Origin of the sequence: Pseudoalteromonas sp. SG43-1 (assembly GCF_014164415.1) — a bacterium.
Lineage (GTDB): Bacteria > Pseudomonadota > Gammaproteobacteria > Enterobacterales > Alteromonadaceae > Pseudoalteromonas > Pseudoalteromonas distincta.
The window spans coordinates 1-26,522 of sequence record NZ_JACJFD010000002.1; the positions used below are offsets into that span (position 1 = coordinate 1).

Genomic DNA, 26,522 nt, shown 5'->3' on the forward strand with positions numbered 1-26,522 from the left:
TCTCGGCAATTGCTCCTGCATTGCTCTACCTTCTGCATCCATGCAGTCGTAAATGAGAATTTTTTAACACAGGTAGCGACACGTTTAGCCCCGCAAAATGATTAAGTATTATTGCGGATTGGTATAAAGTAAAAGAGTGTATAAAATTACAATTAAGGTGGCTGATTTATTACGTAAACATATAATAAAATGATAGTTTATAAGCCAGCAACACTTTCAACTTTACTTAGGCGAACCCCATCAGCAATCAAGATCTTAAACAGTTAGATACAGATTTAAAAAGTGATGAATCTGGAATTATTAACACCCAACTAAAAATAGCCACATTTAACCTGTTTAACTATCTTGAGCCGCCCAATGCATACTATGAGTTTGAAAAAATTTATACTGTGCAGCAGTGGGCTAAAAAGCAGCGTTGGATTGTTGATTACTTAACGCAGCATGCCCCTGATGTGATTGGTTTTCAGGAAGTGTTTAGCATTGACTCATTAAAAGAGCTAGTAGGCGAGCAAGGTTATAATTACTTTGCTGTAGTTGATACGCCAGAGGTGATTGATGACTTTATTTATAAACGCCCTGTAGTGGCAATCGCCTCTAAATACCCCATAGTTGAAGTAGCAGCGGTTGAGCACGATAGTGAGCTTGCAAATGCGCTTGGCCTTAATAGTGAGTTTACTTTTAGTCGTAAAGTACTAAGAGCAACTATAACGCTGCCGCATATAGGCAATACTGATTGTTACGTGGTGCATTTTAAATCTAAGCGCCCAATGATTAATGTCGATGAGCATAATAAAGAGCTTACACCCGAGCAAAACATAATTGAAATTTTAAAAGCGAATGTAGCGGGTGGGTGGGGCTCAACTATTCAGCGTGGCAGTGAAGCTACATTACTAATGATACAAATGATTGCCCGTCGCGAAGCTACGCAACAACCCATGCTATTAATGGGGGACTTTAATAATGAACTAGCGGATGGCGTATTAAGCCATTTACTGACAAGTACGCTACGCTTTGCGCCTGCATTTGATGCTAAAACCTACCTCGCTAAATATTGTTTAAATGATTCATGGGATTTGTTTGTTAAGTCGCAGCTAAGCGAAGATGAACTGTCTAATGGTGAGGCAATGACTAGCGATGAAATAAGCGATAGTGAAAGCAATAGCATTTTTGATTTAGCTGATGAAAACGAAGCAAAAAATGTTAATGCAACTAAGCTTATGCCCTTAAGAGCACCAACACATTATTATGGCGCGAGCAGCTCCGTGCTTGATTATATTTTATTATCTTGTGAGTTTGATGCCAGCTACCTTGGCAGTTTTTTTGAGGTGATTGAGTATAATACTTATGATCGTCACTTAATTAACCCCGAATTTGAGCGTGATGATTTAAGTACCGATCATGGTATTGTGTTAGTTACACTAAAACTAAGAAGCTAGGCTTGCTCTATGCATAATTATGCTAAAGTTATAAATTAAAAGTATTCATATAGCAGCAATACTTGATGTATTGCGCCGGTTTGTATATTTTATCATCAGCCTTTTGAATTGTATTAATAATAAATTACTAAAATGGTAAATATGGAATTTTATACCTACTTGAATCATAAGCGAAATATGGATTTACCTTCGCAAATACATAGTTTCATTGTAAAGCGAATTTATAATTTTACATTTTTAGTGAAAGCTTTGCTTTTTGCTTTGTTTGTTAGCTTAAACAGCGCTTACGCACAAGAAACCACCTCATACAATTTAACTAATGAATCTAATGCAGGGCTGCTAAAAAGAGCTGAATTACTTATAGATACTGACGTTATAACAAGTATTGAACTAAGTAAGTCGTTGTTGTCACAAGCGCAAAGTGCTGATGACACGTTACTCAGCGCAAAGCTACATAACTTACTAGGTAGGGCGAATAAAAAAAATAACAATATTAATGAATCACTCGAGCACTTTTTACAATCCTCTGTTTACTACAGCAAATTAAATGATTCACGAAACCAAATAAAGGCATCTATTAATTATATAAATATATTATTAGAAGAAAAACGTTATGACGAACTTACTACCCGCATTGAAACTTTATTACCAACAACCCTTGTATATGGCGATGACTTTTTTATAGCGCAAGTGCTCCTTACTAAGGGGGATTCGTTTTATGAACAAAAAAAGTACAATAACGCGAACGCGCAATATACATCTGCTTTAAAATACCTTGTTGACGAAGACGAATTAATACAAAGACAGTTAGGTGAAACGTATAAAAAATTAGCTCAGTCGTATAAACGCCTCAAAAATAGAGAGCAAACGGCTCACTTTTATACAAAAGCTTTAGAGGTATATTCTAATTTAGGTGATTTAAAGCTAATGGCGCGTACTTTAAATACACTAGCAGAAGCACATCGTTATTTAGATAACTTAGTTTTAGCCCTTGATTACTCCACTCGCGCATTAGAAATACATAAAGACATTGACGACCCTGTTGGCTTTGCTAAGGCATTACTAGGGGCGGGTATTATTTATCGTCATATTAACCTTTATGAAAAATCACTTGAACATATAAATGAGGCATATTTATATTATAAAAAAGTAAATAACATGCTTGGGATTGCTAAAACATCAAATCAAATGGGACTGGTATATACACGATTAAGGCAGTTTGATCAGGCCGAATTTTTCTATCAAATAACTATCGATTTGCCAAAAGGTATGGTCGAGGAAAAAACGCTCGCTTCAGCTTTAAGAGAAATGGCTGTTATTAACCTCGAATCTGGCGACTTAGCATCAGCAATGCAATATGCTAAAAAAGCTTATATCACTTATAAAAACAAAAACCTTACATCGTACATTTCTACAACAGCACGTATTATTGGTAATATTTATCGTGCCCAAGGAAATAACAACAAGGCTATAGAGTATTACAAAGAGTCATTGTCGTTTGCCAGAGAAACAGGTGGTAAACTTTATGAGATAAAGTCGCTTACTGCGCTTGCGGGCATTTTAATTGGTATTGATACAAATGAGGCGATTTCTTTACTAAAAAGGTCACTCGCTTTATCAACCGAAATAGATGATAAATTACATATGCTATATGCCTATCGTGAAATTCGAATAGCAGAAAAATTGCGTGGTCGTATAGAAGAGTCACTTCGTTATGCAGAAGAAGAAATAGCCCTAACCGATATTATTCAAAATGAAAGAAATGAAGATAAATTGGCGCTTGAAAAAGCACATTTACATTCGCACAAAATGGAAATAGAGCTTGAGACGTTAAGAGAAAAAGAAAAACGCCATCAGCTTGAGCTTGAAAAGAAAAATAATCAAATTGAAATCGCCGCCCAAGCTAGAGTTATATCAGAGCTAGAGCTTTCAAAGAATAAATACGCCAGTATTGCGCTCGCATTTTTATTAGCCGCTTGTTTAGCTATTGTATTACTGGTTTATAGAAGTTTTATTGCCTCTAAAAAACGTAATGAAGAGTTAGACTATTTGGCAGCAAGAGACCCTTTAACTAATTGTTATAACCGTCGTATTTTATTTGAGGTTATGAATCGCGACTTTTTGGATTTACCTCAGATTGAAGAGTACTGTATTTTAATGGTCGATATTGATCATTTTAAAAGCGTTAACGACACCTATGGGCATAGCATTGGTGACGCAGTACTTTGTGGCGTAGCCGAACTTTTACAAGCTAATATACGTAAAAGTGATAGCGTGGCCCGTTTTGGTGGCGAAGAATTTTGTATTATTTTGCCCAACACAACTCAAGAGCAAGCAATACGTATAGCTGAGGCTATTCGTATTAAAGTTGAAAAAGCGACATTTGAAGATATTCCTGTTACGTGTAGCTTTGGGGTTACGTCTATTAAATTTAAAGCCAGAACACCTTCTGAGTTGATTGAACAGGCTGATTTAGCTCTTTATGAGGCTAAGTCCTTGGGGCGTAATCAGGTAGCGTTATGGGATGCTTCGCTTGAAGAGTTTAAACTTTATAGATCGGAGTAAATCCAGCAGTATACAGTTTAGTTTTGATGTTATTTTTTAAAATTATAACAAGTAAATTTTATACAATGCTGTGTGTTACTTACATATGTAATTAGGTCTATTAGATTAACCCCTTGAATATCAGTGTGTTAGCTTAGGCTTCAAAATTGCAATCAATACTAAGTTAAAAACAAAACAAGGGATTTAATAATGACTGAAGTTGCACTTTCGGCCTATTTGGCATTTTACCTCTATTTAATTATGTTGCTTGTACAGTGGGCTGTGGCTACTTTTAGCAAAGCTAAAGAACCAAATGCTGTACCAGGTAAAATTGACGAGGATTTATCGCACGACAGCTTTATATTTAGAGCACATCGTACGTTTCATAATACGCTTGAAAACAGTGCATTATTTATAGGTACGGTGTTATTTGCGTTTGTAATTAATTATCAAAGCCCGATTTTTGCAATGTGTATTTGGGTGTATTTAATTGCGCGTTTAATTCACATGGCGCTGTACTACGCTATAGCAACGGAGAAAAACCCAAGCCCACGTAGTTACTTTTTTTTAATCGGCGTACTTGCTAATGTGGTTATGCTGATAATGATAGGGTTAAGGCTAATCTCTTAATTTATAAAAAAGTTATAAAATTTATTTATAACGATAAAAAAAGCGAAGAGCCTTTAAGGCATCTTCGCTTTTTTGTTTAAAGTAGAAGCAGAATAAAACTACCTCTACCGTAATGTAATATTAATGGCTAATCGACGCCTATAAACCCGCCTGTTTGGTGTGTCCATAGGGCTGCGTATATCCCATCCTTAGCGATTAATTGTTCATGAGTGCCTTGCTCAACTACGCCGCCGTCATCAAGTACAATTAATCTATCCATTTGTGCAATGGTTGATAGCCTGTGCGCTATGGCAATAACTGTTTTACCTGTCATTAAATCATCAAGACTTGCCTGAATTGCGGCTTCTACTTCTGAGTCGAGTGCGCTGGTGGCTTCGTCGAGTATAAGTATGGGGGCATTTTTAAGTAGTACACGTGCAATAGCAATACGTTGGCGTTGACCGCCTGAAAGCGTAACACCGCGTTCGCCCACTTGTGCATCAAAGCCTTTATTGCCTTTGCTGTCGACCAAGTCGTTTATAAACTCAAGCGCCTTAGCTTGTTTGGTCGCGTTGATCATCTCATCGTGGGTTGCATCGGGGCGACCGTACAAAATATTGTCTTTTACTGAGCGATGAAGCAAGGAGGTATCTTGCGTTACCATTGCTATGTAGCGGCGTAGGCTTTCTTGGCTAACGTCTGTGATGTTTTGCCCATCAATTTTTATTGTTCCAGAGTCGGTATCGTAAAAGCGCAGTAATAAGTTAACAAGTGTTGATTTACCCGCGCCAGAGCGACCGACTAAACCAATTTTTTCGCCAGGTTTAATATTTAAGTTTAAACCGTTCATTACAGGGCTGCGATTAGTCTCTTTTGCAGCTTTGCCGTAGTTAAAGTGTACGTTGTTAAACTCAATAGCACCTTGGCTTACGTTAAGCGTATCAGCATTTGGTTTATCGGCAACTTCGATAGGGTTCGACAGTGTTTTCATACCATCGGCTACGGTGCCAATGTTTTCGAACAAGCTGCTTATTTCCCACATGATCCACTGCGCCATACCGTTTAATCTAAGCGCTAAGCTAACAGCAACAGCAATAGCTCCGGCGCTAATTACGCTAAGCGACCATAAATAAAGTGATACAGCGGCAACCGAAAATACTAATAGGTAATTTAAGCTTTGAATAACAAAGTTTAAACTGGTTACTAAGCGCATTTGCTTGTACACAGGCTGTAAAAATACATCCATGCTTTGTTTTGCGTATTGCTCTTCACGCTGGGTATACGAAAACAATTTAATAGTTGAAATGTTAGTGTAACTATCAACAATACGACCAGTCATTTCTGAGCGCGCATCGGCTTGTGAGCTGGCAATTTTTTTAAGGCGCGGTACAAAGTAAAGTTGCACGCAAATGTATAAAACCAACCAAACTAATAAAGGGATCATTAAGCGCCAATCAGCTTCGGCAACTAAAAATACCATTGAGCCAAAATAAACCACGATATACATTAATACATCGAGTAGTTTGGTCACTGTTTCGCGAACGGCTAAAGAAGTTTGCAGTACTTTAGTGGCTATTCTTCCTGCAAATTCATTTTGATAAAAGCTAACACTTTGGCGCAGTAAATAACGATGTGCTAACCAACGAATTGACATAGGATAATTGCCAAGCAATGCTTGGTGCAAAATAGCAGAATGGAAAAAGACAACAATGGGCAATACTAATAACAGCATGACAGCCATTTTAATAAGTTCAAACTTTTGCTCTATAAACAAAGTTTCGGGCGTGTAGGCGGTTAACCAATCAACAAGTTGGCCCATGTAGCTAAATAAAGAAACCTCTAAAATAGCGAGCATGGCGGCACTGATTGACATAAGCAGCAACGACAGTTCCATTCCTTTGGTGTAGTGGCGACAAAAAGCAAATAAAGTAGAAGGCGGCTGAGTGGGTTGGTCCTCAGGAAATGCTTTTGTCATTTTTTCAAATAATCGATACATTTTAAAAACTTAAATGGCAAATAATGACGAGTATCATACCATTTAAGTATTTTTAAATGCAGGTTTGTAGGGCACTAATTATGAGTATTATTCTTATTTATTGCGTTGGGTTACTTAGGTTTATTCCTTCGCTCATGTATAAATCGTCATATCTGAGACCACCATTTCCGTAAGGCTTTTTAATTGGGCCTGTATTACAGTTTGCTAAAAAGTATATAAGAGGTTGTTCGCGCTTCATTCTAAATTGTGCATTTTTATATACCAGCGTTTGACTGTTAAACTCACCACCTTTTACGTAAACATCATATTGCTGACCTTGCTCTGAGGCTGCTGCGTTATTAACAACGTACCATACGTCGTACCAAGTATTTGTTTGCAGAGGTTTAGCTGACTGTTTTGTAGTGTAGTTTTGAATGTTGCTATATCCGCTGTCGGTTTTAACCATTAAAGCGCCATCGTTTACAAACCCGTTTGATTCTGTTTTATCGGTTACGCGAAGTGTAGGCTCAAACGCATCGTACGCATGTTTATTAATTAGCTCTGGCGTGAGGTTGCTTAATCCAAAAGCATGGTTATTAGGGAAAGCAGCCACGTTTACACGTATATAAAATGTGTAGGTTTGACCAACTTCAACCGCTTGTGGAAGCTTTGTATAAGAAAGCGCTTTGCGATTGCCAACAATACCATCGCGTGCAGGCTTTTTTAGTAAATAATGATTTATTGATGAGTTTGTTTGTTCTGGTTGTATAACCGTGATTTGAGGGTTTTTGACCTGTGGCTTAGTTTCATTTTGGGTATCGACACTTTGCCAGTCGCTAAGAGAGTTTTCAAAATTATCAATAAGTAGCCAATCGCTCGATGTATTTTTTTGAATGGTTGAACACGACGCTAACGCGCTTAACAAACATAAAAGTGACATGTGTTTAAAATGCATAATTGGGTCTCAGTAAGTTTAGATGTTTTTGGTTAACCAATTATTGTTTTGGCTATAACTTTAAAGCAAAGGTTATGTAACCAATTTAATGTTTTTATGTCAATCACTAAAATAAAAGTTATGGTTTAATAGAGCTTGAGAAATATAATGTTGTTATTGTATTTATAAAATCAACTCAGCAAATTTTAACTGAGTATAAAAATAATTTAATAGTTAGGATGTTATATGTATACGGGTTCGTGTTTGTGTGGTGAAGTAAACGTTGAAGTGTCGGGCAGTATAACCAGCATTATTCATTGTCATTGTTCACTGTGCAGAAAAAACAGCGGGACTGCATTTGCAACCAATGGCTTTGTAAATACAAGTGACTTTACAATAACAAAAGGTCAAGAACGACTCAGTGAATATAGTTTTAAAGCAGGGCGCACACGTTATTTTTGTAGATGTTGTGGCTCGCCTGTTTACAGTAGCAACAGTGATGACAAAAGCAGAATACGAATTCGTTTAGGAATATTCGATAGCGATATTACTGAGCAGGTTTTATCGCATAATTTTGTTACGTCTAAAGCTAACTGGGAGAAGTTAGAAACAAGCTTACCGTGCTATGAAAAACATGAACCTGGGCGGTAAAGCGTTTCATTCAATGTGGTAAATGCTGTTAATACTTTTATAAAGGTCTGGCGCAAAGTTTATAAACACCGGTGAGTTTTGTATTTCATCAACGTTTATATGCATTAATGTTTGCTGGCTTAGTATGATCACTATATTTTTGTATTCGTTAAACTCTATTATCGCTAAGCACTTAAAATGTTGCCTTAAAAGTACTAAAAGCATTTGCAGCTCTTGGCCAGTTTGTGGGTTTAAATTAATGATTACTTGCGTATTTTGCTCACTGCAGCGATTTATATTTTGCCAAAAGCTATCGCTGGTTAAAAAAGGCTGATGATATTCACCACTAAAAATATCGATAGTGATTACGTTAAAGTGATCAGGGCATTGGGTAATATATTGTTCGGCGCATTGTAAATAGCTGCTGTGCTTAATTGGTAACTTAAAGTGCTGTGCAGCAATTAAGGCAATGTTTGGGTTTATTTCTACCGTGTTAAATGTATTGATGGTGTTTATGTAAGGCGTACTACTTTGCAAGTGATACATAATTCGCTCAAACCCTGCAGTGCCTAAACCTAAATTTAATATATTTAGTGTATCTACCGGTTTAAGTAAAAATAACATCATACATTGGTTTACAGGTACTATTACTTGCTCTGGGTGCGTAAGGTCCATAACGCCTTGAATTGTTATGTCTTCATTGGTTTTTTGTGCAAGCGTTAACCACCGATATTCTTTATTTTGATACACACATACGGGGCCGTACGCGCTTTGCTGCGACTCAATAAGGTTACTTTTAATTGTATCTTCTTTTAGTTGACGCATAACTTAAACTATTAATGTATACACAATTACAGTGTGCCACGAAAATCGCATTTTTTTATAGATTATTGTGTAACAAGGTTTGTAATTTAACCTCTAAATATAATATTGTATTAGCAATTAATTACTTAGACGTTATTCAAGGATTGGAAATGGGATTGATTCTAGGGCCTGCTGTTTTAGCGTGGTTTGCGGTATTTATCTATTCTTTACGATTAGGGTATGTGCTTATTTATAAAAATATGAGCGTATTAACCACAGTGTCTACTTTTGCAATTAGTATTGTTGGTATGTTGGTTTTTATGACGTATGGATATAGGCAGTTTGTAAACAATACCTCAGTTTGGGCATTTGAGATCCCGAGTTACTTTTTATTTAGCAAAATAGCTTTTATAGGTGTGTTGAGTGGTTTTTTACTTAACTACTATATTAAGCCTGAAAATAGTTCGGAGTTTTTGAGCTGTTTAGCATTTGTATTAATATTTATGTTTTCTGCTGGTGTGCTTGCAAGCTTAGGAGGACATGAGGCCTTTTTGAAAGAATTTGATATTAAAACCACTCATTAAAAGTATGCATAATAAATTTTGGCCCAGTACCTATAAAAGGTAGTGGGCTTTTTACTATCCTAATAACCTCTTGTAAATGCGCTTTAGCGTGATCCTTTCTGCATCTACCTCAAATGTATTGCCATAAAATCTTAGTTAAGTAATGGTTACACTATAATAATTAGGAGCTAATAGATGCTTAAAACACCTTTGAAAATCACAACAACGTTACTTAAATTTACTGCAATTGCAGGCGCCTGCACACTTGCATTATCAGCACATGGGAAAACACAACTTCAATACACAGAACAGCAAAAATTACATGATATAGCAGCTCAAGTATCAGCCGAACGTATTGGTAGTGACATTCAAACGCTGGTGGATTTCGGTACTCGCCATACGCTTTCAGAAACTAAATCGGATACTCGAGGCATTGGTGCGGCTAGGCGCTGGATAAAAAATGAATTTGAAAAAATATCCGCGCAGTGTGGCGGTTGTTTGGAAATCATTGAAGTAAAGGACACTATATCGGGCGAAAAACGCATTCCTAATCCTGTTGAAGTGGTTAACATTGTGGCTATTCAACGAGGGTCAAGCGAACCTAATCGCATGGTGATTATGTCGGGTGATATAGATTCTCGTGTAAGTGATGTTATGGACTTTACGAGTGATTCACCTGGGGCAAATGATAACGCATCAGGTGTAGCGGGAGTAATTGAAGCTGCTCGTGTTTTAAGTAAATACAAATTTAATGGTTCGGTAGTTTACGCGGCGCTTTCGGGCGAAGAGCAGGGTTTGTTTGGCGGAAAAATATTAACGGCTTATGCGCAAAAGCATGACTGGCAAGTTCATGGCGTTTTAAACAACGATATGATTGGCAATATTACCGGTATTAATGGGGTAACTGATAATACAACTGCGCGTATATTTTCAGAAGGTACCCGTGTTGTAGAAACAAAAGAGCAAGCTAATACTCGCCGCTTTACGGGTGGTGAAGTTGATTCGGCGAGTCGAAATTTAGCGCGCTACATAGATACTATTGCTGACAGATACATTCCTAACCTAGATACAATGCTTGTATATCGATTAGATAGATTTGGCCGTGGTGGGCATCATCGTCCATTTAATGATGCAGGTTTTGCAGCAGTGCGTATTATGGAAACTAACGAGCACTACGATCGTCAGCATCAAGATTTACGCACTGAAAATGGCGTTGAGTATGGCGATACTATTGAAGGCGTTGATTTTGATTATACGGCTAAGTTAACTTCACTTAATGCGGTAACGATGGCATCTATGGCGTGGGCGCCCGCACCGCCAAAAGAAGTTAAAATAAAGGGAGCTGTTACAGCTGATACGTCGTTTTCATGGCAACAAAGCAGTGATGAAAATATTGCTGGCTATAAAATTTATTGGCGTTACACGAGCGAGCCGCAATGGCAGTTTAGTAAATACGTTGGTAAGGTTTCACAGTACACACTTAAAAACGTAGTGATTGATAATTATTACTTTGGTGTAGCCTCTGTTAGTAAAGACGGTGTTGAGTCGCCAGTAGTATTTCCGGGTGATGTGGGTTCGTTTGATCACAATATAAAATAATAGTTTGGCTAAAAACACAGCAAACAGAGCGCTTTAAGGTGCAAATGACCGTTTTATACTTGCACCTTATTTACTAAGCCCTTAGAGTGTTAAAAAAGAAGTAAAAGGTTAATAAAAATGCAGCAACAAGAAAAAAAGCCGTTAACAGCAAAAGAACAAGTTATAACTGATGAGCAAAGAATGCAGTGGCAACGCGAATGTTTTCAAACAGCGCAAAAGCATTTAGCCGAAAAGGGCATTATGCCAAAATCAGTAGTTGATAAAGACAGTCGGTTTTTAGCACCACTTTGTGCAATGTGGAAATTTAAAGCACAGAACGGTAAAACATATTGGGTAGTAACAGGGCGGTTACCTACAGATCATGCTGAAGTAAGTGCAGCTACAGATGCTCGTGATGCAATGCGTTACTTTTCTTTGCAGTGGCAATTAAAAGCGGATCAGATTATGAGTACAGGCGCGCGTGATAAAACACAGGTAGACTTTGCTAACTTACTTATCAATAGAGCACATGGCTTGTACGAAATGTATGATAATGAACCGCTGTGGGCAAATGAGGCAAAGTAACGACGGTTTGGGTTAAGTAAAAAAGTAGAGGGTGATAGCTTATTTATCGCCCTTTTCTTTATCTAATGGACAAGTGTGAAGGGAGTAGTATTAAACGCCGAAACAGGGCATTGCATACGTTGCCTAGGAATTCCCGCCTCCATAAATACATTCCCTTGCTGAATAAAGCCATTGCGCTTAAAACGCTCTACTTCATTTAAAATACAATTAATGCTTACTTCTTCAATACCTTGGTTTGAGGCTAATTCAACAATAAAGTTGAGAAGCGATTTATACACTTTGCGATTACGGTGCTCAGGTAATACAGCTATTCTGCCGATCAAGCCATCTTTACATAATCTACCTGTTGCTATTGGGCAGTTTGCATCGTCTGTAACAAGTACATGTAATGCAATTTTATCTAGGCTATCAAATTCGATATGCTTGGGGATATGTAACTCGTAAACAAAAACTCGCTCTCGAATTTTTTGTAGCATATCTTTTTTTATATCCCATTCAACCTTATCAACCAGATAGCCCATTGCAAACTCCTATTGATACCAAATTAGAATGAGTAAGCAATCACAGCAAAATTATTTAAGCCAATATCAGATGAAAATTAAAAATTTTAACTGACCTGTATACATAATATTTTACGCTGTAACGTGCTCATCATTATTAATAAAATTGGTATTATTACTCGTGGTCTATATTAAACCAGATCCCCTCATTAACAAGTGTAGTAAAAGTTTGAGTAAAAACTAAACTTGGCTTTATTAAATTTAATGCTGAACTTTCAAACTCAGTATTATCGGTAAGTAGTTTTACCGCCGCTAAGTCGGTTAACGGCATAGCGTAATTTTCGCCATTTACACTTAGTAAAACTTCTGTATCGAGTTGCTGATAAATAGCGCGTGTGCCACCTAAGCGTTCAAACACTGCTTCTTCATTACCTAAATCATCGTTTATTTGCTCTGACGTAAATGGAGGCTCTACTGGCGCTAAATCCATTTCATGTTTGGGCTGACTAAGCGTTGAGCCTAGCCATTGTTTAAATAAATCGTCATTTTCTAAAAGTGCTGCCATCAGTGTTTTAACTTTATCAACTTCAAGGTTTGTAAGTTCACCTTTTGATTTTCTTAATGTGATGTTGTGATCGGTATAACGTTTTTGGCCACTCTCGGTATCAATAATATGATCGGCAAAGCTCGACAATAAATCTTGTTGATTTGGCGCCCTAAAACCAACTGAATAATTAAGCGCGTTTTCTACGGCGTAACCTTCGTGAGGGCACCCTGGTGGAATATATAAAATATCGCCAGGCTCTAATATGCAATCGATTACGGCTTCAAATGCTTCTACTTGCAGTAATTTTTTGTTTTGAGCAAACTGCTTAAGTGTTGGATCGGGCAGGCCTACGCGCCAATGACGTTTACCTTCGCCTTGAATAATAAATACGTCATATTGGTCTAAATGTGGGCCAACACCACCATTAGGCGTTGAATAGCTAATCATTAAATCATCTATGCGCCAGTTTGGAATAAACCTAAATGGCTCTAGTAGTTGTGCAGCTTCAGGATGCCAATGATCAACAGCTTGCACTAATAAGGTGGCATTTTCGTCTGTTAACTTTTCAAAGTCTTCAAATGGACCTTGGTGCGTTTGCCAATCATTTTTATGATTGGTGATAATACGTGACTCTATGCTTTCTTCCATTGCGAGACCGGCAAGTTCATTAGCATCAAGTGGGTCTTGAAAATCAGCAAAACCTTGTTTGATTAAAAGCGGCTTTTTTTGCCAAAAATGGCTTAAAAACTCTTGCTCAGACAAATTATTTATTTTTAAATGATACATACATTATGCCTACTAGTTAGTGCAATGGGGTTAAAACAAAAAAAGCGAAAGGATGATCCTTTCGCTTTTTAAAAGAGCAATTTAGTTTTTAAACTAAATCATCAATAAACTCAACAGCACGACCAATGTAATTAGCAGGTGTTAGTTTTTTCATTTCTACTTTAGCGTGCTTTGGAAGGTCAAGACCATCGATAAAGTCAGCCATTATTTCTTGATTTACACGTTTGCCGCGTGTTAAATCTTTAAGTTTTTCGTATGGCTTTTCAATACCATATTTACGCATAACTGTTTGAATCGGCTCGGCTAGCAATTCCCAGTTTTGATCAAGCTCGTCAGCTAAACGTTGCTCGTTTACTTCAAGCTTGCTTACACCTTTAAGTGTTGATTGGTATGCAATGATCGCATAACCCATACCTACACCTAAGTTACGTAATACCGTTGAATCGGTAAGGTCACGCTGCCAGCGAGAAACTGGTAATTTTTGTGCAAGATGAGCAAAAATAGCGTTTGCTAAACCTAAGTTACCTTCTGAGTTTTCAAAATCAATTGGGTTAACTTTATGCGGCATTGTAGATGAGCCAATTTCGCCCGCAATTGTTTTTTGCTTAAAGTGATTAAGTGCGATGTAACCCCACATGTCACGGTCAAAATCGAGCAAAATAGTATTAAAACGTGCAATTGCGTCAAACAACTCTGCAATATAGTCATGCGGTTCAATTTGTGTAGTAAATGGGTTAAGTGTTAAACCTAAGCTTGATACAAATTTATCTGCGTGAGTATGCCAGTCGTAATCTGGGTATGCACTAAGGTGAGCGTTGTAGTTACCAACAGCACCGTTAACTTTACCTAGCATTTCTACTTGAGCAATTTGGTCTCGTTGACGCTTTAAACGCATGTATACGTTAGCAAACTCTTTACCCATCGTTGATGGTGTAGCTGGTTGCCCGTGCGTACGAGTCATCATTGGGATTGCTTTGTACTCAATCGCTTTTTCTTTAATTGCGCTTAAAAGCTCATCGCAATAAGGAAGCAAAACCTTGTTACGTGCTTCGCTAAGCATTAAACCATGAGATAGATTGTTAATATCTTCTGAAGTACAAGCGAAGTGAATAAATTCATTGATTGCATGAAGCTCACTGTTATCGGCTACTTTTTCTTTTAATAAGTATTCAACCGCTTTAACATCGTGGTTTGTAGTGCGTTCAATATCTTTAACGCGCTGTGCATCAGCTTCGCTGAAGTTATCTACAATGGCGTTTAGAAGTGCATTAGCTTCTTCGCTAAATGCAGGTACTTCTTTTATATCGCTTGCTGCAGCTAACGCTTGCAACCAACGCACTTCAACAATTACGCGGTATTTAATTAAGCCAAATTCGCTGAAAATACTGCGTAGTTCAGTGGTTTTGCTGCCGTAGCGACCATCCACTGGAGAGATAGCCGTTAACGCTGAAAGCTCCATAATAACTCCTAAATTTTAGTTTGAACGATAGTTAAATTTTTGTTTTAGCAATGGCGAGTATTTTTCTTTTTGCAAAGAAAAAGTGACGGCGTTTACCGCCCATTTGTCGCCATAATACTGCACTTCTAATGCCGGCTAATAATAACGCACGGATTTTATTTTGAGTGAGCTGCTGTTTTAATAACTCGGGTTTACCATAAACCTGTATTCGGTGCCCAAGGGGGCTCAGCACCGACGAGTATATATCTGCTAAACCGGCAACAACGCTCTTGTCGGTAATAGCAAAATGATCTAAACGACGATGAATATCATCAATTCGTTTGCCTAATTCGTTTAAGCTTTTGTCGTTTGCACTTAGTGCTCGCTCAAGCTGCATCAAACCACCTACGTATTTTACTATTTCAACATCTTTTTGAGCGCCAGCAGTTAGCTGCGCCATTAATGTTTTATAGCCATCACGTAAGTTGTCAGTACCTTGGTAAACATCTTCTGGCGATGCCGGTGATGTTTGAATAATGCTTGAAAGTAATACTTCTAAGTCGTGCTCATTATTACTGCCGTACTGGGCAATTTTTTGAACTTGCTTAGCAACCTGGCACATGGCGGCAAGCGCCATGACTTGGTGTTCATTCATTACTTAATCACCGAGTCAATAATACCACCACCTAAACACACATCTTCTGCATAAAATACAGCAGATTGACCTGGCGTAACTGCTTTTTGTGGTTCATCAAATAATACACGAGCCATGCCGTCTTCACCTACAAGTAGGGTACAGCTTAAGTCTTCTTGGCGGTAACGTGTTTTAACTGTGCAGCGAGTGGTACCTTTAGGGCCAACGCGGTCTACCCAATGTAATTGGTTTGCATTAAGACCATTACTGTATAGGCGAGGGTGATCTTTGCCTTGGCCAACAACAAGTACGTTACGTTCTAAATCTTTATCAACTACGTACCATGGTTCGCCAGAACCTTCCTTCATACCACCAATTAACAAGCCTTTGCGTTGTCCAAGTGTGTGGTACATTAAGCCTTCGTGCTCGCCTACGTTATTACCGTCAGTGTCTTCGATAACGCCAGGTTGCGCTGGTAAGAACTTTTGTAAAAAGTCTTTAAATTTACGCTCACCGATAAAGCAAATTCCGGTGCTGTCTTTTTTATCGTGAGTGATTAGGTCTTGTTCTTCTGCTATGCGGCGCACTTCTGGTTTTTCGATATCGCCTACAGGGAATAACGTTTGGCCAATATGTTCATGGCTTAGGGTATATAAGAAGTAGCTTTGATCTTTATTGTTATCAAGTCCGCGACACATTACGTATTTGCCATCGCGAAGTTCACGGCGAACGTAGTGTCCGGTTGCAATAAAGTCAGCACCGAGTGCTTGAGCCGCAAATTCTAAAAAGGCTTTAAATTTAATTTCTTTATTACACATTATATCTGGGTTTGGCGTACGACCCGCTTTGTACTCTGCTAAAAAGTACTCAAATACATTATCCCAGTATTCAGCAGCAAAGTTTACTGTGTGAAGCTCAATGCCTAATTTGTCGCACACGGCTTGTGCATCTTTTAAGTCATCAGCGGCGGCACAGTATTCATCATTGTCGTCTTCTTCCCAGTTCTTCATAAACAGGCCTTCTACTTGGTAGCCCTGTTGTTGTAATAAATATGCAGATACAGAAGAATCAACACCGCCGGACATGCCAACAATGACTTTAATGTGACTATTTTCGCTCATGAATAATTTCGCTTATACAGATTGCTGTTAACTTGGAAAGGCCGCGATTATAGCATGTATTTTGTTTGTGCTTAAAGAGCGTAGGGCGGCAAAGGACATAATTTGTCACTATTTTATTTGTATAACAAATAGCAAACTAGACTTAAACGCATTATCAGGCTGTAACTTTAGTAATATTAAAGTGATCTTTACTAATAAATTAAGACTATAGAATAATTCATGTAGTTATTGAGTTTTATTAATAGTATTTTCTTTTAAAACTACTAGAGTAAATATACACTTAATAAAAATAAAATAGTGGTGAGTATATGAATGTAAACCACTTTAAAGCCGCTTGAAATATAGTCAATGGAATGAATATATGAATTATGCCTATCAAATAAACAAGATAAATTCTTTAGTTGAGCATTACACACGAAAACCTGATTTTGTGGATAGCGAATTACTTTCTAGCAAAACGACAGAGTTTAAAAAATCAGCCTATCATCTTTTTTATGAGTTAATAAAACTCAAAAACCCTCATATTTACCAAGAGCCAAACCATGTACATGAGTTATTTAGCTTAATAAAAGGTTCAACAGTTAAAAAAAACGTTGAGTTAAAGGTGCTTGATCATGTAGAGCACTGGTGGCTTGAATGGTATTTCGCTTTAGAAATGGACGAAAAGCTTAGTATAGAAAAAAGTGATATGCCAATGAGTTACTTACCTCAAAGTACACTCAACCCTATGCGCAAACATGAGATAAGTCACTACGCTAGGTTATTTACCGTTTTGCCAATGCCTGTATGTAATGTATGTGCCAAGACGGGTGATATTTTGAAAGTTAATCAACGTTTTGTAGATGTTTTTGGTTATACAGTAGAAGATGTGCCAAATCTTAAATCATGGTGGGAAAAAGCGTATCCAGATCCCCAATACAGAGCACTTGCAAAAGAGCTGTGGCAAGACTCACTTGAAAAGGCACTAAATAACAATAACGACATACCCGCAAATAACTATCGAGTTTCTTGTCGTGATGGCTCACAAGTGATGATGGAAATTTCAGGGATTGATATAGGTGAAGAGTTTTTAGCTGTTTTTAATGATGCAACAGAGCGCTTAGAAGCAGAAGATATACTCAGGGATATGGCCTTTTTGGATGCATTAACCAAAATTGCGAATAGGCGTCGGTTTGATGAAAAGCTAACGCATGAGTTTGAACGAGCAAAAGAATGCGAAGGCATGCTATCGATGATTATTATTGATATTGACCATTTTAAGCAATTTAATGACCGGTATGGGCATGTAGCGGGCGATACGTGCTTATATGACGTGGCTCAAAAAATTGCTTCAACGGTTAGTCGCCCAGAAGATTTTGTGGCTCGCTATGGTGGAGAAGAATTTGTTGTTTTACTTCCACAAACGGATAGGCAAGGAGCGTTGTTTATAGCTGAGCAAATACAAAAAGCTGTAGAAAGCTTAGCTATTGCTCACCAGGATAGCTTTACCGGATTTTTATCTATAAGTATGGGTATTAATACCATCAGCAACTATACAAATAGTAATGAAGTCAGCTTTGTTAAAGCCGCTGATAACGCCCTGTATTATGCTAAAAAACAAGGGCGTAATTGTATAGCGCTAAGCTCTGAGTAAATCAATTATAAATGGTTTCTAAGCTTAACGCTGGTCGATTCAGGCTGTCGTTAATACACTTGAGCACTAAAGGGCTCCTAAGCGGTAATGATTTTATTTGCTCTAATGTATGCCAATTAGCACTGATAATGTCAGAATCTATTGGTGTTGGTGCTTTTATATTATTAGGTGCTTCAAATAAAAAGCAGAATCGCAAATAGTGCACTGCGTTATCGGCATGCAAATTATAAACACCTAAAAACCCAATAGGCTCAAGCGTTAAGCCTGTTTCTTCTAGTAGCTCTCTGCTTGCAGCTTGTGCAAGTGTCTCATTTTGCTCTAAATGACCCGCAGGTTGATTGTAACAAATTTGCTTTGTAACTTTATCGCGCTCTTTTACAAGTAAATACTCGTTTTGCTTTTTTACTATTGCTGCAACCGTGACATGCGGTTTATGCATCAACTACGCCCTTAATTACTTTGTATTCACCACAATTAATATCATCCAACGTATAGTTGCCAATGCTATAGCGGATGAGGCGAAGTGTAGGGTGTCCAATATGCGCGGTCATTCGGCGAACTTGTCTGTTTCTACCTTCATTAATGGTAATACTTAGCCAAGTGGTAGGGATTGCTTTTCGCTCGCGTACAGGGGGATTACGCGCCCAAATTGTTGGCTCATCAATTATTTTAACGTTAGCGGGGAGTGTAAGCCCGTCTTTAAGTTCTACGCCATTACATAAATCATTAATTGATTCACTCGTTGGTTCACCCTCAACTTGTGCCCAGTAGGTTTTATTCGTTTTTTTATCAGGAGCAGTTAAGGTGTTTTGTAGTTTCCCACAGTTTGTTAAAAGCAATAAACCCTCACTGTCTCTGTCTAACCTTCCTGCTGCGTAAACTTCTTTAATAGGTATAAACTCTGCAAGCGTTTTTCTGTCTGCGTCATCCGTAAATTGACATAGCACATCAAACGGCTTGTTGAATAACACAATTTTTCTGTCTTTAGATGCTATCTGCGGCTTTATTTCTCTTTTACCAGATGGCGTTTTGTTAAGTGCACTGCGTGAATAAGTACGCCCAGTACTTCTTTTTGGCTTGGTTTGTGTTGCTTGATTATTGCCTGATTTAGCTCTCATTATATGCACCTAGCTGGTTTTGGTAATCCGGCAATTTTTGTTGCTTGCTTGGCTGGGCCTTTAGGAAATAATTTATATAAATAAAGGCTATTTCCTTTATCTTCACCGAGTGCTTTAGCCATTGCTTTTACAAGCATTCTAATTGCTGGGCTGGTGTTATATTCAATGTAAAAATCACGAACAAAATTAATGACTTCCCAGTGTTGCTCACTAAGTGTGATGTTTTCTTGAGTAGCAATTACAGGCGCCAGCTCCTTTGACCATAAAGTATGGTCGAGCAAGTAGCCTTGTTTGTCGGTTTCAATCTGTTGGTTGTTAAATTCAAGCATGAGTTACCACGTAATTGATTGATTAGTTGATAAAGTGAGTGCCACAAAGTCTTCATAGCTAATTGCTTTATCGTTATCTGCTAATTTTATTGCACGTACTTGCGCGTCTTGTTCAAGTATTAACAGTGTATCTGCAAATTGCCTAAATTGTTTTTTTGCAAAGCAGGCATCACCAACAAGTAGTACCTTATCGCCTGATAAAATTAAATTCTCAAGCTGATTTGCCGAGTAATAGTTAAGCGGCTTTGAAAAAATATGTAACGTACTCATAGGTTCACCACATGTTGCTGCGCTTTAATTAGTGTTTGTTGTTGACTAAAGTTAAGAGCTTTTGCCTCTATGAGTAAATCATGTTTATTTAAACCATAATCAAGCAATGATTTTTCACACACGAAAATGTTTTCAACATCATAAATTTCGAGTGTTTTAATATTTTTAAAAAGGTCTTTTAAGCCAATATTGTTTGGTTGCTGATGCTTTTTTAAAGCTAAAACGGCGGGGCCGCTAAACAACCAACTTACATTTTGGTCAACAGCAGCAAAAATCAATGTCATATCTAGTGCATCACGAATATTTAAATCGTCAAATGGGCTGCACTGACTCATTACTAATACGTTTATCATTTAAATTGCACCCATTTATCTGCGTCGCTTGCAAGCATTGCAAATTCAGCTAACCCTGCGACTTTAAATACACCTGTGTTTTTAATATCTAACCCGCGCTTTTGCGCGGCGGTAACACACAGCATTAAATTTAGTTTTTGATCAGCGAGTTGCTGCCAAAGTGCTGAAATTTGAAGTTCGTCTGAGGATAAATCAAAGTGGGTAGATGCATGATAAATACCTTGCTGGTATAAAAAAATAGCATCAATGGTGTGCCCTTGGGCTAAACATGCGTTCGCAAATTTAACTATGCGTTGCGTGGTATCGTGATCGGATGGTGGTGTATGTAATGAAAGAACAAAGCGTGCCAAAACAATTCCAATAAAAAAGCCCCAATAAAGGGGCTATTTTAACAGAACTATTTAATTAGTCATCACTTGCGCCAAGTAGAGCAAGCAAAGAAGTAAATAAGTTATATACGCTTAGGTATAAAGACACTGTTGCGCGAATGTAGTTAGTTTCACCACCGTTTATGATTCGGCTTGTATCAAATAAAATCAAACCAGACATAATCAGTACAACTGCTGCATTAAGCACCATAAACATCAATGAACTGCCAATAAAAATATTAACGATGCTTGCTACAATCACAACGATTAAGCCAACAGTTAAAAAGCCACCCATGAATGAGAAGTCTTTTTTAGTATTTAGTGCATAAGCAGATAAACCAAAAAAGATAAGCGCTGTAGAACCTAAGGCTTGCATAATAAGCATTGGGCCATTAGGTAATGCAGCATAATGGTTAAGCAATGGACCTAAGCCTGCCCCCATTAAACCTGTGAAAGCAAACACCCAAAATACACCAGATGCTGTATCTGCTTTTTTATTTACAACAAATAATAAACCGAACGAAACGAGTGTAAACACAATTCCCATAAAGTAAGGTAATTGTAGTGCCATTGAAATACCGGCTGTAACTGCACTAAATGCAAGTGTCATAGCTAGTAAAAAGTAGGTGTTTTTAAGTACCTTGTTTGTTTCAATGGTAGACATTACCGGTTTCGCGGTATTGTACGATTGATTAAACGCCATTGTAGAGCTCCTTTAAGTGAAACGTGTGTGTTTCGATAATTTAACTAAAATTAGATTACCAACTCTTATATGTTTGGGCAAACCTTTGTAGATCAATAGAGTTAAATATTTAAATAAAAGTATATTGATGGCTAAATTAAAAACATTTTGTTTTAACTTTAAACAAATCAATTGTTTTTTAGGCACTTAAACAATTAATTTAAAAAAAAGCTTCACAAAAGGGATGGGTTTCCCTATTATGCAGGCCGTGCGGAGAGATGGCAGAGTGGTCGAATGCACCGGTCTTGAAAACCGGCATGGGTTTATAGCCCATCTAGGGTTCAAATCCCTATCTCTCCACCACTTATTTAATAAGTGTGTGGTAATTAAAATATCATTCATTTAAAAAGTTATTAGTACACTCTTACTTTTAACTTAGCAGTATCGGAGAGATGGCAGAGTGGTCGAATGCACCGGTCTTGAAAACCGGCATGGGTTTATAGCCCATCTAGGGTTCAAATCCCTATCTCTCCACCATATAACAGAATAGCCCGCTAATTTAGCGGGCTTTTTTGTGTTTGGAACAAAATCAGTACACTTATGCCAATCCGCAATAATACTTAATCATTTTGCGGGGCTAAACGTGTCGCTCCCTGCGTTAAAAAATTCTCATTTTGAACAACTAAATAGTGAATTTATTGCCTAGCTGTAAACACGTTTTTCCGCCCTCTAAATAGATCACTTAATTAAGCGAATTGGTATTACATCTCTTATCTCTTATTAGTAAAACCTTAAAAGCAGATAGAATTGCTCACACATCATCTTCTGATGTTAAAAAACGTTGATGTTCTCTTCCTATTTTTGTTTTTAATAAAACGACCATCACAAAAAACTTTAAATGAGTTGGAATGCACATATTAATGTGTGTTATTTTTAAATATTGGTGGATTAAAGGTATGCAAAATAGGATGTTGTGGCTCAAAGATGATCTAGATTCGAGAAAGTTAGTTGTATATCGTGCCGTCATGTTTTCGTTTATAACGCTTTTTGTACTTTTTGTATTTCAACCTTTTGGCACTTCAAGCGATACCGAGTCTTACAAGTTTCTGCGGCTTTTTGGCTATGGGTTAGTAACCTTTTGTGCTTTGCTATTGTCAGGTTTCATAGAAATAGTGTTACTTAAGTTTAAGCTAAGTAAATTAAACCGTTTAATTATTATTCCTATCACATATATTTTAATTACTGCGATATTCAATCATGGGTATTTTGTGGTTGCTGTACTTGGATCTTGGCATTGGCAGAATCAATTACTTTTTGTAGGGTATATTTTTTGTATTGGTGTATTTCCTCTTATTTTTTTACTTGTGGTAAATAGGCATGTAATAGATTTAACTAAGCCAAGTACAGTTAGCGTTGCTCAAGAGCAGTTGAGAGAAGTTGAGTTAAAGACAATTACTCTCAAAGGCGATAACAAAAACGACGAAATTAATACGGCTCCACACCATATTTTATTTATTAAATCTTCAGACAACTATTGTGAAATAACAATACAAGAAGGAGCTTCAACTTCACGTAAACTATTACGTGTATCTCTTAGCGGTTTATTAAAGCAGCTTCCAGAAAAAACAATTATATTACGATGCCACCGTTCTTATGCGGTCAACCTGCAAAACATTCAACACTACAGTGGTAATGCTGGAGGGTTGCAATTATCGCTACATACAATTGATATTAAAATTCCTGTGTCTCGTTCTTATGTAAAAGTAATAAAAGATGCTTTGTCATTAATCCCAAAAACATGTTAATCCCCCCTAAAACATGGGCTTTATACCTCGTCTTGTAATTGAGACCTAATAGGTCGCTTTGTATTTTTACTATTGCCAAGATTAAGTTGAAATTTACAACTTAACGAGAAAAGTAGATATGAAATACGCTATCAAGGCATTTGTAATAATTTCTATATTTGTATTTTGCCACTATGTAATGAGGCAGTTTTGGGGAGAAGGTTGGTCTAGCTGGTTGTCTGAACTTGATAATCTAACTGGCATTTTATTTACCCCCGCTAAATATACTTTTTTATATGGACCGTTAGTTATTGCGGCTATTATTTTGTTTAAACAAAGTGAGCCTTTTGAAACTATAGGGCTCAATTCCTCTGGTTTTATTAACTATGCACTTGCAGCAATTATTTGTTGTACTCCTATGGCAATAGGTTATGGATTTTTGAGTGATGAACTTAACCTATCAATACCAGCAATAATAACTGGCTCAGTTTATGCGGGTTTTTTTGAAGAGCTAATTTTTAGGGCTGCATTGTTTGGTGTTTTATTTAAATATTGTAGATGGGGCTTTGTGCCTGCGGCATTAATTAGTTCAGTAATATTTGGTCTGGGCCATATTTATCAAGGCAATGATGCGATTTCTGCTTTGATGGCGGTTGCAATCACTACTGTAGCAGGTACATGGTTTGCGTGGCTATATTGTGAATGTGGTTATCGTATTTGGTTTCCTATGTGGATGCATATTTTTATGAATGCAGCTTACGGAATATTTGGTATGTCGGGTGGCGCAGTAGGTGATCTACAAGGTAACTTATTTAAAGCAACAGCCATTGTGTTAAGTATTGTGTATGTTGAGATGCTAATTCGACGAGGAAAGCAGCGCGAAGTTACATTATCAAAATTATTTCAATGCACTAAAAATGGCCTTTACACGCAACAAGCTAACTTAAACTGAGTGGTAAACGACCATGCTAGAATTATTTATTGTAATAATTATATTTAGCTCACCCTTTTTGATTCTTATTATTACTAAACGTTATTTCTCCTATAAAACTACAATAATGGCAGCGCACGCAAAATTTAAAGGACTAAATAATAACAAGATAACAAAATTAGAGGAACAAACAGCGATGTTGAGCAAAAGGGTAGCAGTGCTTGAGGAAATTGTAACATCTCGCCACTTTGAGTTATCAAATAAAATAGCTAAGTTATAAGCATTTTGATAAGTGTAACCCAAACTTATGAGCCTATTAATAAAGTAATAGGCTCAAACTGCAATAAGGTTTATTTTTAATCATAAATTACGACCATAGTCTCTGTTTCTAACCTTTAGATCTTGGTGCATGCTTTATACATAGAATTTAGATTTGTGTATTAAGGATTTTAAATGAAACATCAGCTAGCAAAAAGCGTAGGGCTTTCGTTATTATCGCCTGTTATTGTAGGCAGTTTACTTGGTGTTTATTACTCACTTACGCTTGAAGGCGAGTTTGTATCAATATTTCTTACCTTATTAATGACTGCTATATCAAATGCACACATAGTAGGCTTAACAATGGCTGCTTTTGTTGTGCCTGGGTATTTACTCATGTTTAAGTATTCTAAAGTTAATTATTCAGGGGTATTAACTCTTGGATTACTAGGCGGAGCGATATTTAGTTACTTATTAAGTGCCACAACTGGCGAGATATTTTTGATCAATAGTGTAATGTCAGCATTCGCTGCAGGGCTGTTTTTGTTTGGTCTTCGTAAAACGGCAAAAAAATAATCGCAGCATTATTAACCAAGCGCACTGATAAACGGTGTGATTTCCTTTTTTTTACCTCCAAAAGGTTCCAATTTTTCACGACAAAGAGTACCTTTAGCTACTGTATGTTTAATAAGAAGTAGTTTGGTATGCAAAAGCACGATTTTTACCAGTCATTAGTTAAGCAAACTGAATCGCTGATAGCTGGTGAATCCAATGTAATTGCCAATATGGCAAACATAAGCGCGCTGTTATTTACCTCTTTAGAGGATGTAAATTGGGCGGGCTTTTACTTTATGGATTCTCCTACTGAATTAGTACTTGGTCCGTTTCAAGGTAACCCTGCATGCATTCGTATTCCAGTAGGAAAGGGTGTATGCGGAACTGCTGCGGCAACCGTAGAAACACAATTAATTGAAGATGTTCACGCTTTTGACGGCCACATAGCCTGTGATGCAGCGTCTAATTCTGAAGTAGTTGTACCTATCATGAAACATGGTAAAGTATTTGCTGTACTAGACATTGATAGTCCGAGTATTGGTCGATTTGATGCTGACGATAAAGCCGGTCTAGAAGCATTAGTAAAATGCTTAGAGGCGAGCTTGTAATGAAAGATTTGCTAAATGTTCAAGACTACCTATTTGCTGTACAAGATGTCGGCGATTGGGAAGGCGAAGAAGAACATGTAGCGGAAACGCTCAATGATTTGATTCATATTGCATGGGATCGTCTTCCAGATGATTCAGAATGTGAATTTATTGATGAAACAATTAATGGTATTTGGGAACACCTTCGAGGTGATATGGCTGTTATAGAAGCCGATTTCGAAGAGTTGGTCGACTGGGTAACACACTACGTCGATTCGTCCCTTGATGAAAAGATGTGAAAAATAGGTTCTAAAATGGAAACCACAAACAAGCTAAAAGATATTAATGAAGTGTTGGAATTTTTATATCAAGAATTCCCACAATGTTTTAAACAAAAAGATGGCATCAAGCCGCTTAAAGTAGGTATTTTTAAAGATATTGCTGAGCGTATTGAAGGGTCTGAAAAAGTAAGTAAGACCCAAGTTCGTCAAGCGCTTAGAAAATACACGTCTAACTGGCGTTATTTAGAAGCTGTGACCAAGTCAGAGTTTCGTATTGATCTTGATGGTAATCAAGGTGAAAAAGTTGAGCAAGAGCATATCGACCATGCACAAAAAGCATTGGAAGAAAGCCGCGCTAAAATGGCTAAACGCAAAAAACAACAGCGTCCTCGCCAAGATTCTGATTCTAAATCTTTCAAGAAAAAACCAGCTCATGCTAGCAAACCAGGCGATAAAAACGCTCCTGCAGCTAACAAACCTGCTAAAGCAGCGCCGGCTAAGCGTTCAGGAAAAATTGAACCTTTGCCAGCAACTGAGGTCAAGGTTAATAATAAGGTTAAGGTTAAACTTGGCCAAGCACTTGTAAATGCAGTAATAACTGAAGTGAACAAAGATGATGTTCATGTTGAGTTAGTAACAGGTATGCAAGTTAAAACCAAAGCTGACAGCTTATACATTGTTTAAGCTGT

The 26,522-nt window shown here is 37.4% G+C and carries 30 protein-coding genes and 2 tRNA genes; 17 read left to right on the top strand and 15 right to left on the bottom strand.

Annotated features, from left to right (window positions below; genetic code table 11):
- Window positions 1-332: 332 nt before the first annotated feature.
- The 3 genes from H5159_RS02115 to H5159_RS02125 all read left to right on the top strand — a co-directional run bounded on the left by H5159_RS02115 (window position 333) and on the right by H5159_RS02125 (window position 4,610).
- Window positions 333-1,436: an endonuclease/exonuclease/phosphatase family protein gene (locus H5159_RS02115; RefSeq protein ID WP_182779757.1), complete on the top strand. Its 1,104-nt coding sequence runs from the start codon at window positions 333-335 to the stop codon at window positions 1,434-1,436.
- 177 nt (window positions 1,437-1,613) lie between these two features.
- Window positions 1,614-4,001: a GGDEF domain-containing protein gene (locus tag H5159_RS02120; RefSeq protein WP_182779627.1), complete on the top strand. Its 2,388-nt coding sequence runs from the start codon at window positions 1,614-1,616 to the stop codon at window positions 3,999-4,001.
- 189 nt (window positions 4,002-4,190) lie between these two features.
- Window positions 4,191-4,610, top strand: a complete 420-nt coding sequence (locus H5159_RS02125) for an MAPEG family protein (RefSeq protein WP_002963227.1) — start codon at window positions 4,191-4,193, stop codon at window positions 4,608-4,610.
- A gap of 127 nt (window positions 4,611-4,737) precedes the next feature.
- Here the strand turns inward: H5159_RS02125 and H5159_RS02130 are convergent, their stop codons facing one another.
- Window positions 4,738-6,585 (bottom strand): ABC transporter ATP-binding protein, encoded by a 1,848-nt coding sequence (locus H5159_RS02130; RefSeq protein ID WP_182779628.1) that lies wholly within the window; start codon window positions 6,583-6,585, stop codon window positions 4,738-4,740.
- Window positions 6,586-6,682: 97 nt separating this feature from the next.
- Entirely contained in the window at window positions 6,683-7,519 is an 837-nt protein-coding gene (locus tag H5159_RS02135; protein WP_182779629.1) for a hypothetical protein, read from the bottom strand.
- Between the two features lie 225 nt (window positions 7,520-7,744).
- Between H5159_RS02135 and H5159_RS02140 the strand changes: the two genes are divergently transcribed.
- Window positions 7,745-8,149: a GFA family protein gene (locus H5159_RS02140; protein WP_182696479.1), complete on the top strand. Its 405-nt coding sequence runs from the start codon at window positions 7,745-7,747 to the stop codon at window positions 8,147-8,149.
- Window positions 8,150-8,155: 6 nt separating this feature from the next.
- Here the strand turns inward: H5159_RS02140 and H5159_RS02145 are convergent, their stop codons facing one another.
- The gene (locus tag H5159_RS02145; RefSeq protein ID WP_182779630.1) at window positions 8,156-8,953 is read right to left on the bottom strand and encodes a hypothetical protein; all 798 of its coding nucleotides are present in this window, start codon (window positions 8,951-8,953) and stop codon (window positions 8,156-8,158) included.
- Between the two features lie 149 nt (window positions 8,954-9,102).
- On the opposite strand from H5159_RS02145, the gene H5159_RS02150 reads away from it, so the two are divergent.
- The 3 genes from H5159_RS02150 to H5159_RS02160 all read left to right on the top strand — a co-directional run bounded on the left by H5159_RS02150 (window position 9,103) and on the right by H5159_RS02160 (window position 11,658).
- Window positions 9,103-9,516 (top strand): hypothetical protein, encoded by a 414-nt coding sequence (locus H5159_RS02150; protein ID WP_182779631.1) that lies wholly within the window; start codon window positions 9,103-9,105, stop codon window positions 9,514-9,516.
- Between the two features lie 174 nt (window positions 9,517-9,690).
- Window positions 9,691-11,094, top strand: a complete 1,404-nt coding sequence (locus H5159_RS02155) for a M28 family peptidase (protein ID WP_002962717.1) — start codon at window positions 9,691-9,693, stop codon at window positions 11,092-11,094.
- 117 nt (window positions 11,095-11,211) lie between these two features.
- Window positions 11,212-11,658 carry a DUF4826 family protein gene (locus H5159_RS02160; RefSeq protein WP_024594685.1) on the top strand — a complete coding sequence of 149 codons (447 nt, stop codon included), beginning with the start codon at window positions 11,212-11,214 and terminating at the stop codon, window positions 11,656-11,658.
- Window positions 11,659-11,720: 62 nt separating this feature from the next.
- Here the strand turns inward: H5159_RS02160 and H5159_RS02165 are convergent, their stop codons facing one another.
- The 5 genes from H5159_RS02165 to mnmA form a co-directional block, all read right to left on the bottom strand.
- Window positions 11,721-12,179 (bottom strand): GNAT family N-acetyltransferase, encoded by a 459-nt coding sequence (locus tag H5159_RS02165; RefSeq protein ID WP_024594684.1) that lies wholly within the window; start codon window positions 12,177-12,179, stop codon window positions 11,721-11,723.
- Between the two features lie 154 nt (window positions 12,180-12,333).
- Complete coding sequence (locus tag H5159_RS02170; protein ID WP_182779632.1) at window positions 12,334-13,491, bottom strand: cupin domain-containing protein; 1,158 nt, start codon at window positions 13,489-13,491, stop codon at window positions 12,334-12,336.
- An 88-nt stretch (window positions 13,492-13,579) separates the two neighbouring features.
- Window positions 13,580-14,950, bottom strand: a complete 1,371-nt coding sequence (gene purB / locus H5159_RS02175; RefSeq protein WP_182779633.1) for an adenylosuccinate lyase — start codon at window positions 14,948-14,950, stop codon at window positions 13,580-13,582.
- A gap of 31 nt (window positions 14,951-14,981) precedes the next feature.
- Window positions 14,982-15,584: a high frequency lysogenization protein HflD gene (gene hflD / locus H5159_RS02180; protein WP_182779634.1), complete on the bottom strand. Its 603-nt coding sequence runs from the start codon at window positions 15,582-15,584 to the stop codon at window positions 14,982-14,984.
- Window positions 15,584-16,684, bottom strand: a complete 1,101-nt coding sequence (gene mnmA / locus H5159_RS02185; protein WP_182779635.1) for a tRNA 2-thiouridine(34) synthase MnmA — start codon at window positions 16,682-16,684, stop codon at window positions 15,584-15,586. The genes hflD and mnmA overlap by 1 nt, the downstream gene beginning before the upstream one ends.
- A gap of 361 nt (window positions 16,685-17,045) precedes the next feature.
- Between mnmA and H5159_RS02190 the strand changes: the two genes are divergently transcribed.
- Window positions 17,046-18,317: a sensor domain-containing diguanylate cyclase gene (locus H5159_RS02190; protein ID WP_165723498.1), complete on the top strand. Its 1,272-nt coding sequence runs from the start codon at window positions 17,046-17,048 to the stop codon at window positions 18,315-18,317.
- A 1-nt stretch (window position 18,318) separates the two neighbouring features.
- On the opposite strand, the gene H5159_RS02195 is transcribed toward H5159_RS02190, so the two are convergent.
- Genes H5159_RS02195 through H5159_RS02225 form a run of 7 tightly spaced genes read right to left on the bottom strand, consistent with a single transcriptional unit; the run spans window position 18,319 to window position 21,458 of the window.
- Complete coding sequence (locus H5159_RS02195) at window positions 18,319-18,756, bottom strand: NUDIX hydrolase (protein WP_182779636.1); 438 nt, start codon at window positions 18,754-18,756, stop codon at window positions 18,319-18,321.
- Window positions 18,749-19,435 carry a pseudouridine synthase gene (locus H5159_RS02200; RefSeq protein WP_165723496.1) on the bottom strand — a complete coding sequence of 229 codons (687 nt, stop codon included), beginning with the start codon at window positions 19,433-19,435 and terminating at the stop codon, window positions 18,749-18,751. The genes H5159_RS02195 and H5159_RS02200 overlap by 8 nt, the downstream gene beginning before the upstream one ends.
- Window positions 19,435-19,764: a TusE/DsrC/DsvC family sulfur relay protein gene (locus H5159_RS02205; RefSeq protein ID WP_007375712.1), complete on the bottom strand. Its 330-nt coding sequence runs from the start codon at window positions 19,762-19,764 to the stop codon at window positions 19,435-19,437. The genes H5159_RS02200 and H5159_RS02205 overlap by 1 nt, the downstream gene beginning before the upstream one ends.
- A 3-nt stretch (window positions 19,765-19,767) precedes the next feature.
- Window positions 19,768-20,034, bottom strand: coding sequence for a DsrH/TusB family sulfur metabolism protein (locus H5159_RS02210; protein ID WP_008133664.1), 267 nt, complete (start codon window positions 20,032-20,034; stop codon window positions 19,768-19,770).
- Window positions 20,031-20,387, bottom strand: coding sequence for a sulfurtransferase complex subunit TusC (gene tusC, locus H5159_RS02215; RefSeq protein WP_182696472.1), 357 nt, complete (start codon window positions 20,385-20,387; stop codon window positions 20,031-20,033). Before tusC ends, H5159_RS02210 begins: the two co-directional genes overlap by 4 nt.
- Window positions 20,384-20,737 carry a sulfurtransferase complex subunit TusD gene (gene tusD / locus H5159_RS02220; protein WP_024596911.1) on the bottom strand — a complete coding sequence of 118 codons (354 nt, stop codon included), beginning with the start codon at window positions 20,735-20,737 and terminating at the stop codon, window positions 20,384-20,386. The genes tusC and tusD overlap by 4 nt, the downstream gene beginning before the upstream one ends.
- A 55-nt stretch (window positions 20,738-20,792) precedes the next feature.
- Entirely contained in the window at window positions 20,793-21,458 is a 666-nt protein-coding gene (locus tag H5159_RS02225; RefSeq protein WP_008133668.1) for a Bax inhibitor-1/YccA family protein, read from the bottom strand.
- A 251-nt stretch (window positions 21,459-21,709) separates the two neighbouring features.
- Between H5159_RS02225 and H5159_RS02230 the strand changes: the two genes are divergently transcribed.
- The 9 genes from H5159_RS02230 (at window position 21,710) to proQ (ending at window position 26,517) form a co-directional block, all read left to right on the top strand.
- Window positions 21,710-21,800: transfer RNA gene (locus H5159_RS02230), tRNA-Ser, on the top strand.
- Window positions 21,801-21,883: 83 nt separating this feature from the next.
- Window positions 21,884-21,974 (top strand) — tRNA-Ser (locus tag H5159_RS02235).
- Between the two features lie 371 nt (window positions 21,975-22,345).
- Complete coding sequence (locus H5159_RS02240; RefSeq protein WP_259395140.1) at window positions 22,346-23,242, top strand: LytTR family DNA-binding domain-containing protein; 897 nt, start codon at window positions 22,346-22,348, stop codon at window positions 23,240-23,242.
- A 118-nt stretch (window positions 23,243-23,360) separates the two neighbouring features.
- A complete protein-coding gene (locus tag H5159_RS02245; RefSeq protein ID WP_154903035.1) occupies window positions 23,361-24,173 on the top strand; it encodes a CPBP family intramembrane glutamic endopeptidase in 813 nt (270 codons plus the stop codon).
- 13 nt (window positions 24,174-24,186) lie between these two features.
- Entirely contained in the window at window positions 24,187-24,432 is a 246-nt protein-coding gene (locus tag H5159_RS02250) for a hypothetical protein (RefSeq protein ID WP_165723493.1), read from the top strand.
- A 173-nt stretch (window positions 24,433-24,605) separates the two neighbouring features.
- Window positions 24,606-24,986 (top strand): hypothetical protein, encoded by a 381-nt coding sequence (locus H5159_RS02255; RefSeq protein ID WP_002961912.1) that lies wholly within the window; start codon window positions 24,606-24,608, stop codon window positions 24,984-24,986.
- A 128-nt stretch (window positions 24,987-25,114) separates the two neighbouring features.
- On the top strand, window positions 25,115-25,573 hold the full coding sequence (locus H5159_RS02260) for a GAF domain-containing protein (RefSeq protein ID WP_002961911.1): 459 nt from the start codon (window positions 25,115-25,117) through the stop codon (window positions 25,571-25,573).
- Window positions 25,573-25,851 (top strand): hypothetical protein, encoded by a 279-nt coding sequence (locus tag H5159_RS02265; protein WP_002961910.1) that lies wholly within the window; start codon window positions 25,573-25,575, stop codon window positions 25,849-25,851. The genes H5159_RS02260 and H5159_RS02265 overlap by 1 nt, the downstream gene beginning before the upstream one ends.
- Before the next feature lie 15 nt (window positions 25,852-25,866).
- Window positions 25,867-26,517: an RNA chaperone ProQ gene (proQ, locus tag H5159_RS02270; protein WP_002961909.1), complete on the top strand. Its 651-nt coding sequence runs from the start codon at window positions 25,867-25,869 to the stop codon at window positions 26,515-26,517.
- Window positions 26,518-26,522 lie beyond the last annotated feature (5 nt).

Bases quoted from the DNA above. Each gene is read 5' to 3' on its own strand.
- H5159_RS02120 (WP_182779627.1), top strand. From the start codon at position 1,614: ATGGATTTACCTTCGCAAATACATAGTTTCATTGTAAAGCGAATTTAT.
- H5159_RS02125 (WP_002963227.1), top strand. From the start codon at position 4,191: ATGACTGAAGTTGCACTTTCGGCCTATTTGGCATTTTACCTCTATTTA.
- H5159_RS02130 (WP_182779628.1), bottom strand. From the start codon at position 6,585: ATGTATCGATTATTTGAAAAAATGACAAAAGCATTTCCTGAGGACCAA.
- H5159_RS02135 (WP_182779629.1), bottom strand. From the start codon at position 7,519: ATGCATTTTAAACACATGTCACTTTTATGTTTGTTAAGCGCGTTAGCG.
- H5159_RS02140 (WP_182696479.1), top strand. From the start codon at position 7,745: ATGTATACGGGTTCGTGTTTGTGTGGTGAAGTAAACGTTGAAGTGTCG.
- H5159_RS02145 (WP_182779630.1), bottom strand. From the start codon at position 8,953: ATGCGTCAACTAAAAGAAGATACAATTAAAAGTAACCTTATTGAGTCG.
- H5159_RS02150 (WP_182779631.1), top strand. From the start codon at position 9,103: ATGGGATTGATTCTAGGGCCTGCTGTTTTAGCGTGGTTTGCGGTATTT.
- H5159_RS02155 (WP_002962717.1), top strand. From the start codon at position 9,691: ATGCTTAAAACACCTTTGAAAATCACAACAACGTTACTTAAATTTACT.
- H5159_RS02160 (WP_024594685.1), top strand. From the start codon at position 11,212: ATGCAGCAACAAGAAAAAAAGCCGTTAACAGCAAAAGAACAAGTTATA.
- H5159_RS02165 (WP_024594684.1), bottom strand. From the start codon at position 12,179: ATGGGCTATCTGGTTGATAAGGTTGAATGGGATATAAAAAAAGATATG.
- H5159_RS02170 (WP_182779632.1), bottom strand. From the start codon at position 13,491: ATGTATCATTTAAAAATAAATAATTTGTCTGAGCAAGAGTTTTTAAGC.
- purB (WP_182779633.1), bottom strand. From the start codon at position 14,950: ATGGAGCTTTCAGCGTTAACGGCTATCTCTCCAGTGGATGGTCGCTAC.
- hflD (WP_182779634.1), bottom strand. From the start codon at position 15,584: ATGAATGAACACCAAGTCATGGCGCTTGCCGCCATGTGCCAGGTTGCT.
- mnmA (WP_182779635.1), bottom strand. From the start codon at position 16,684: ATGAGCGAAAATAGTCACATTAAAGTCATTGTTGGCATGTCCGGCGGT.
- H5159_RS02190 (WP_165723498.1), top strand. From the start codon at position 17,046: ATGAATTATGCCTATCAAATAAACAAGATAAATTCTTTAGTTGAGCAT.
- H5159_RS02195 (WP_182779636.1), bottom strand. From the start codon at position 18,756: ATGCATAAACCGCATGTCACGGTTGCAGCAATAGTAAAAAAGCAAAAC.
- H5159_RS02200 (WP_165723496.1), bottom strand. From the start codon at position 19,435: ATGAGAGCTAAATCAGGCAATAATCAAGCAACACAAACCAAGCCAAAA.
- H5159_RS02205 (WP_007375712.1), bottom strand. From the start codon at position 19,764: ATGCTTGAATTTAACAACCAACAGATTGAAACCGACAAACAAGGCTAC.
- H5159_RS02210 (WP_008133664.1), bottom strand. From the start codon at position 20,034: ATGAGTACGTTACATATTTTTTCAAAGCCGCTTAACTATTACTCGGCA.
- tusC (WP_182696472.1), bottom strand. From the start codon at position 20,387: ATGATAAACGTATTAGTAATGAGTCAGTGCAGCCCATTTGACGATTTA.
- H5159_RS02225 (WP_008133668.1), bottom strand. From the start codon at position 21,458: ATGGCGTTTAATCAATCGTACAATACCGCGAAACCGGTAATGTCTACC.
- H5159_RS02240 (WP_259395140.1), top strand. From the start codon at position 22,346: ATGCACATATTAATGTGTGTTATTTTTAAATATTGGTGGATTAAAGGT.
- H5159_RS02245 (WP_154903035.1), top strand. From the start codon at position 23,361: ATGAAATACGCTATCAAGGCATTTGTAATAATTTCTATATTTGTATTT.
- H5159_RS02250 (WP_165723493.1), top strand. From the start codon at position 24,187: ATGCTAGAATTATTTATTGTAATAATTATATTTAGCTCACCCTTTTTG.
- H5159_RS02255 (WP_002961912.1), top strand. From the start codon at position 24,606: ATGAAACATCAGCTAGCAAAAAGCGTAGGGCTTTCGTTATTATCGCCT.
- H5159_RS02260 (WP_002961911.1), top strand. From the start codon at position 25,115: ATGCAAAAGCACGATTTTTACCAGTCATTAGTTAAGCAAACTGAATCG.
- H5159_RS02265 (WP_002961910.1), top strand. From the start codon at position 25,573: ATGAAAGATTTGCTAAATGTTCAAGACTACCTATTTGCTGTACAAGAT.
- proQ (WP_002961909.1), top strand. From the start codon at position 25,867: ATGGAAACCACAAACAAGCTAAAAGATATTAATGAAGTGTTGGAATTT.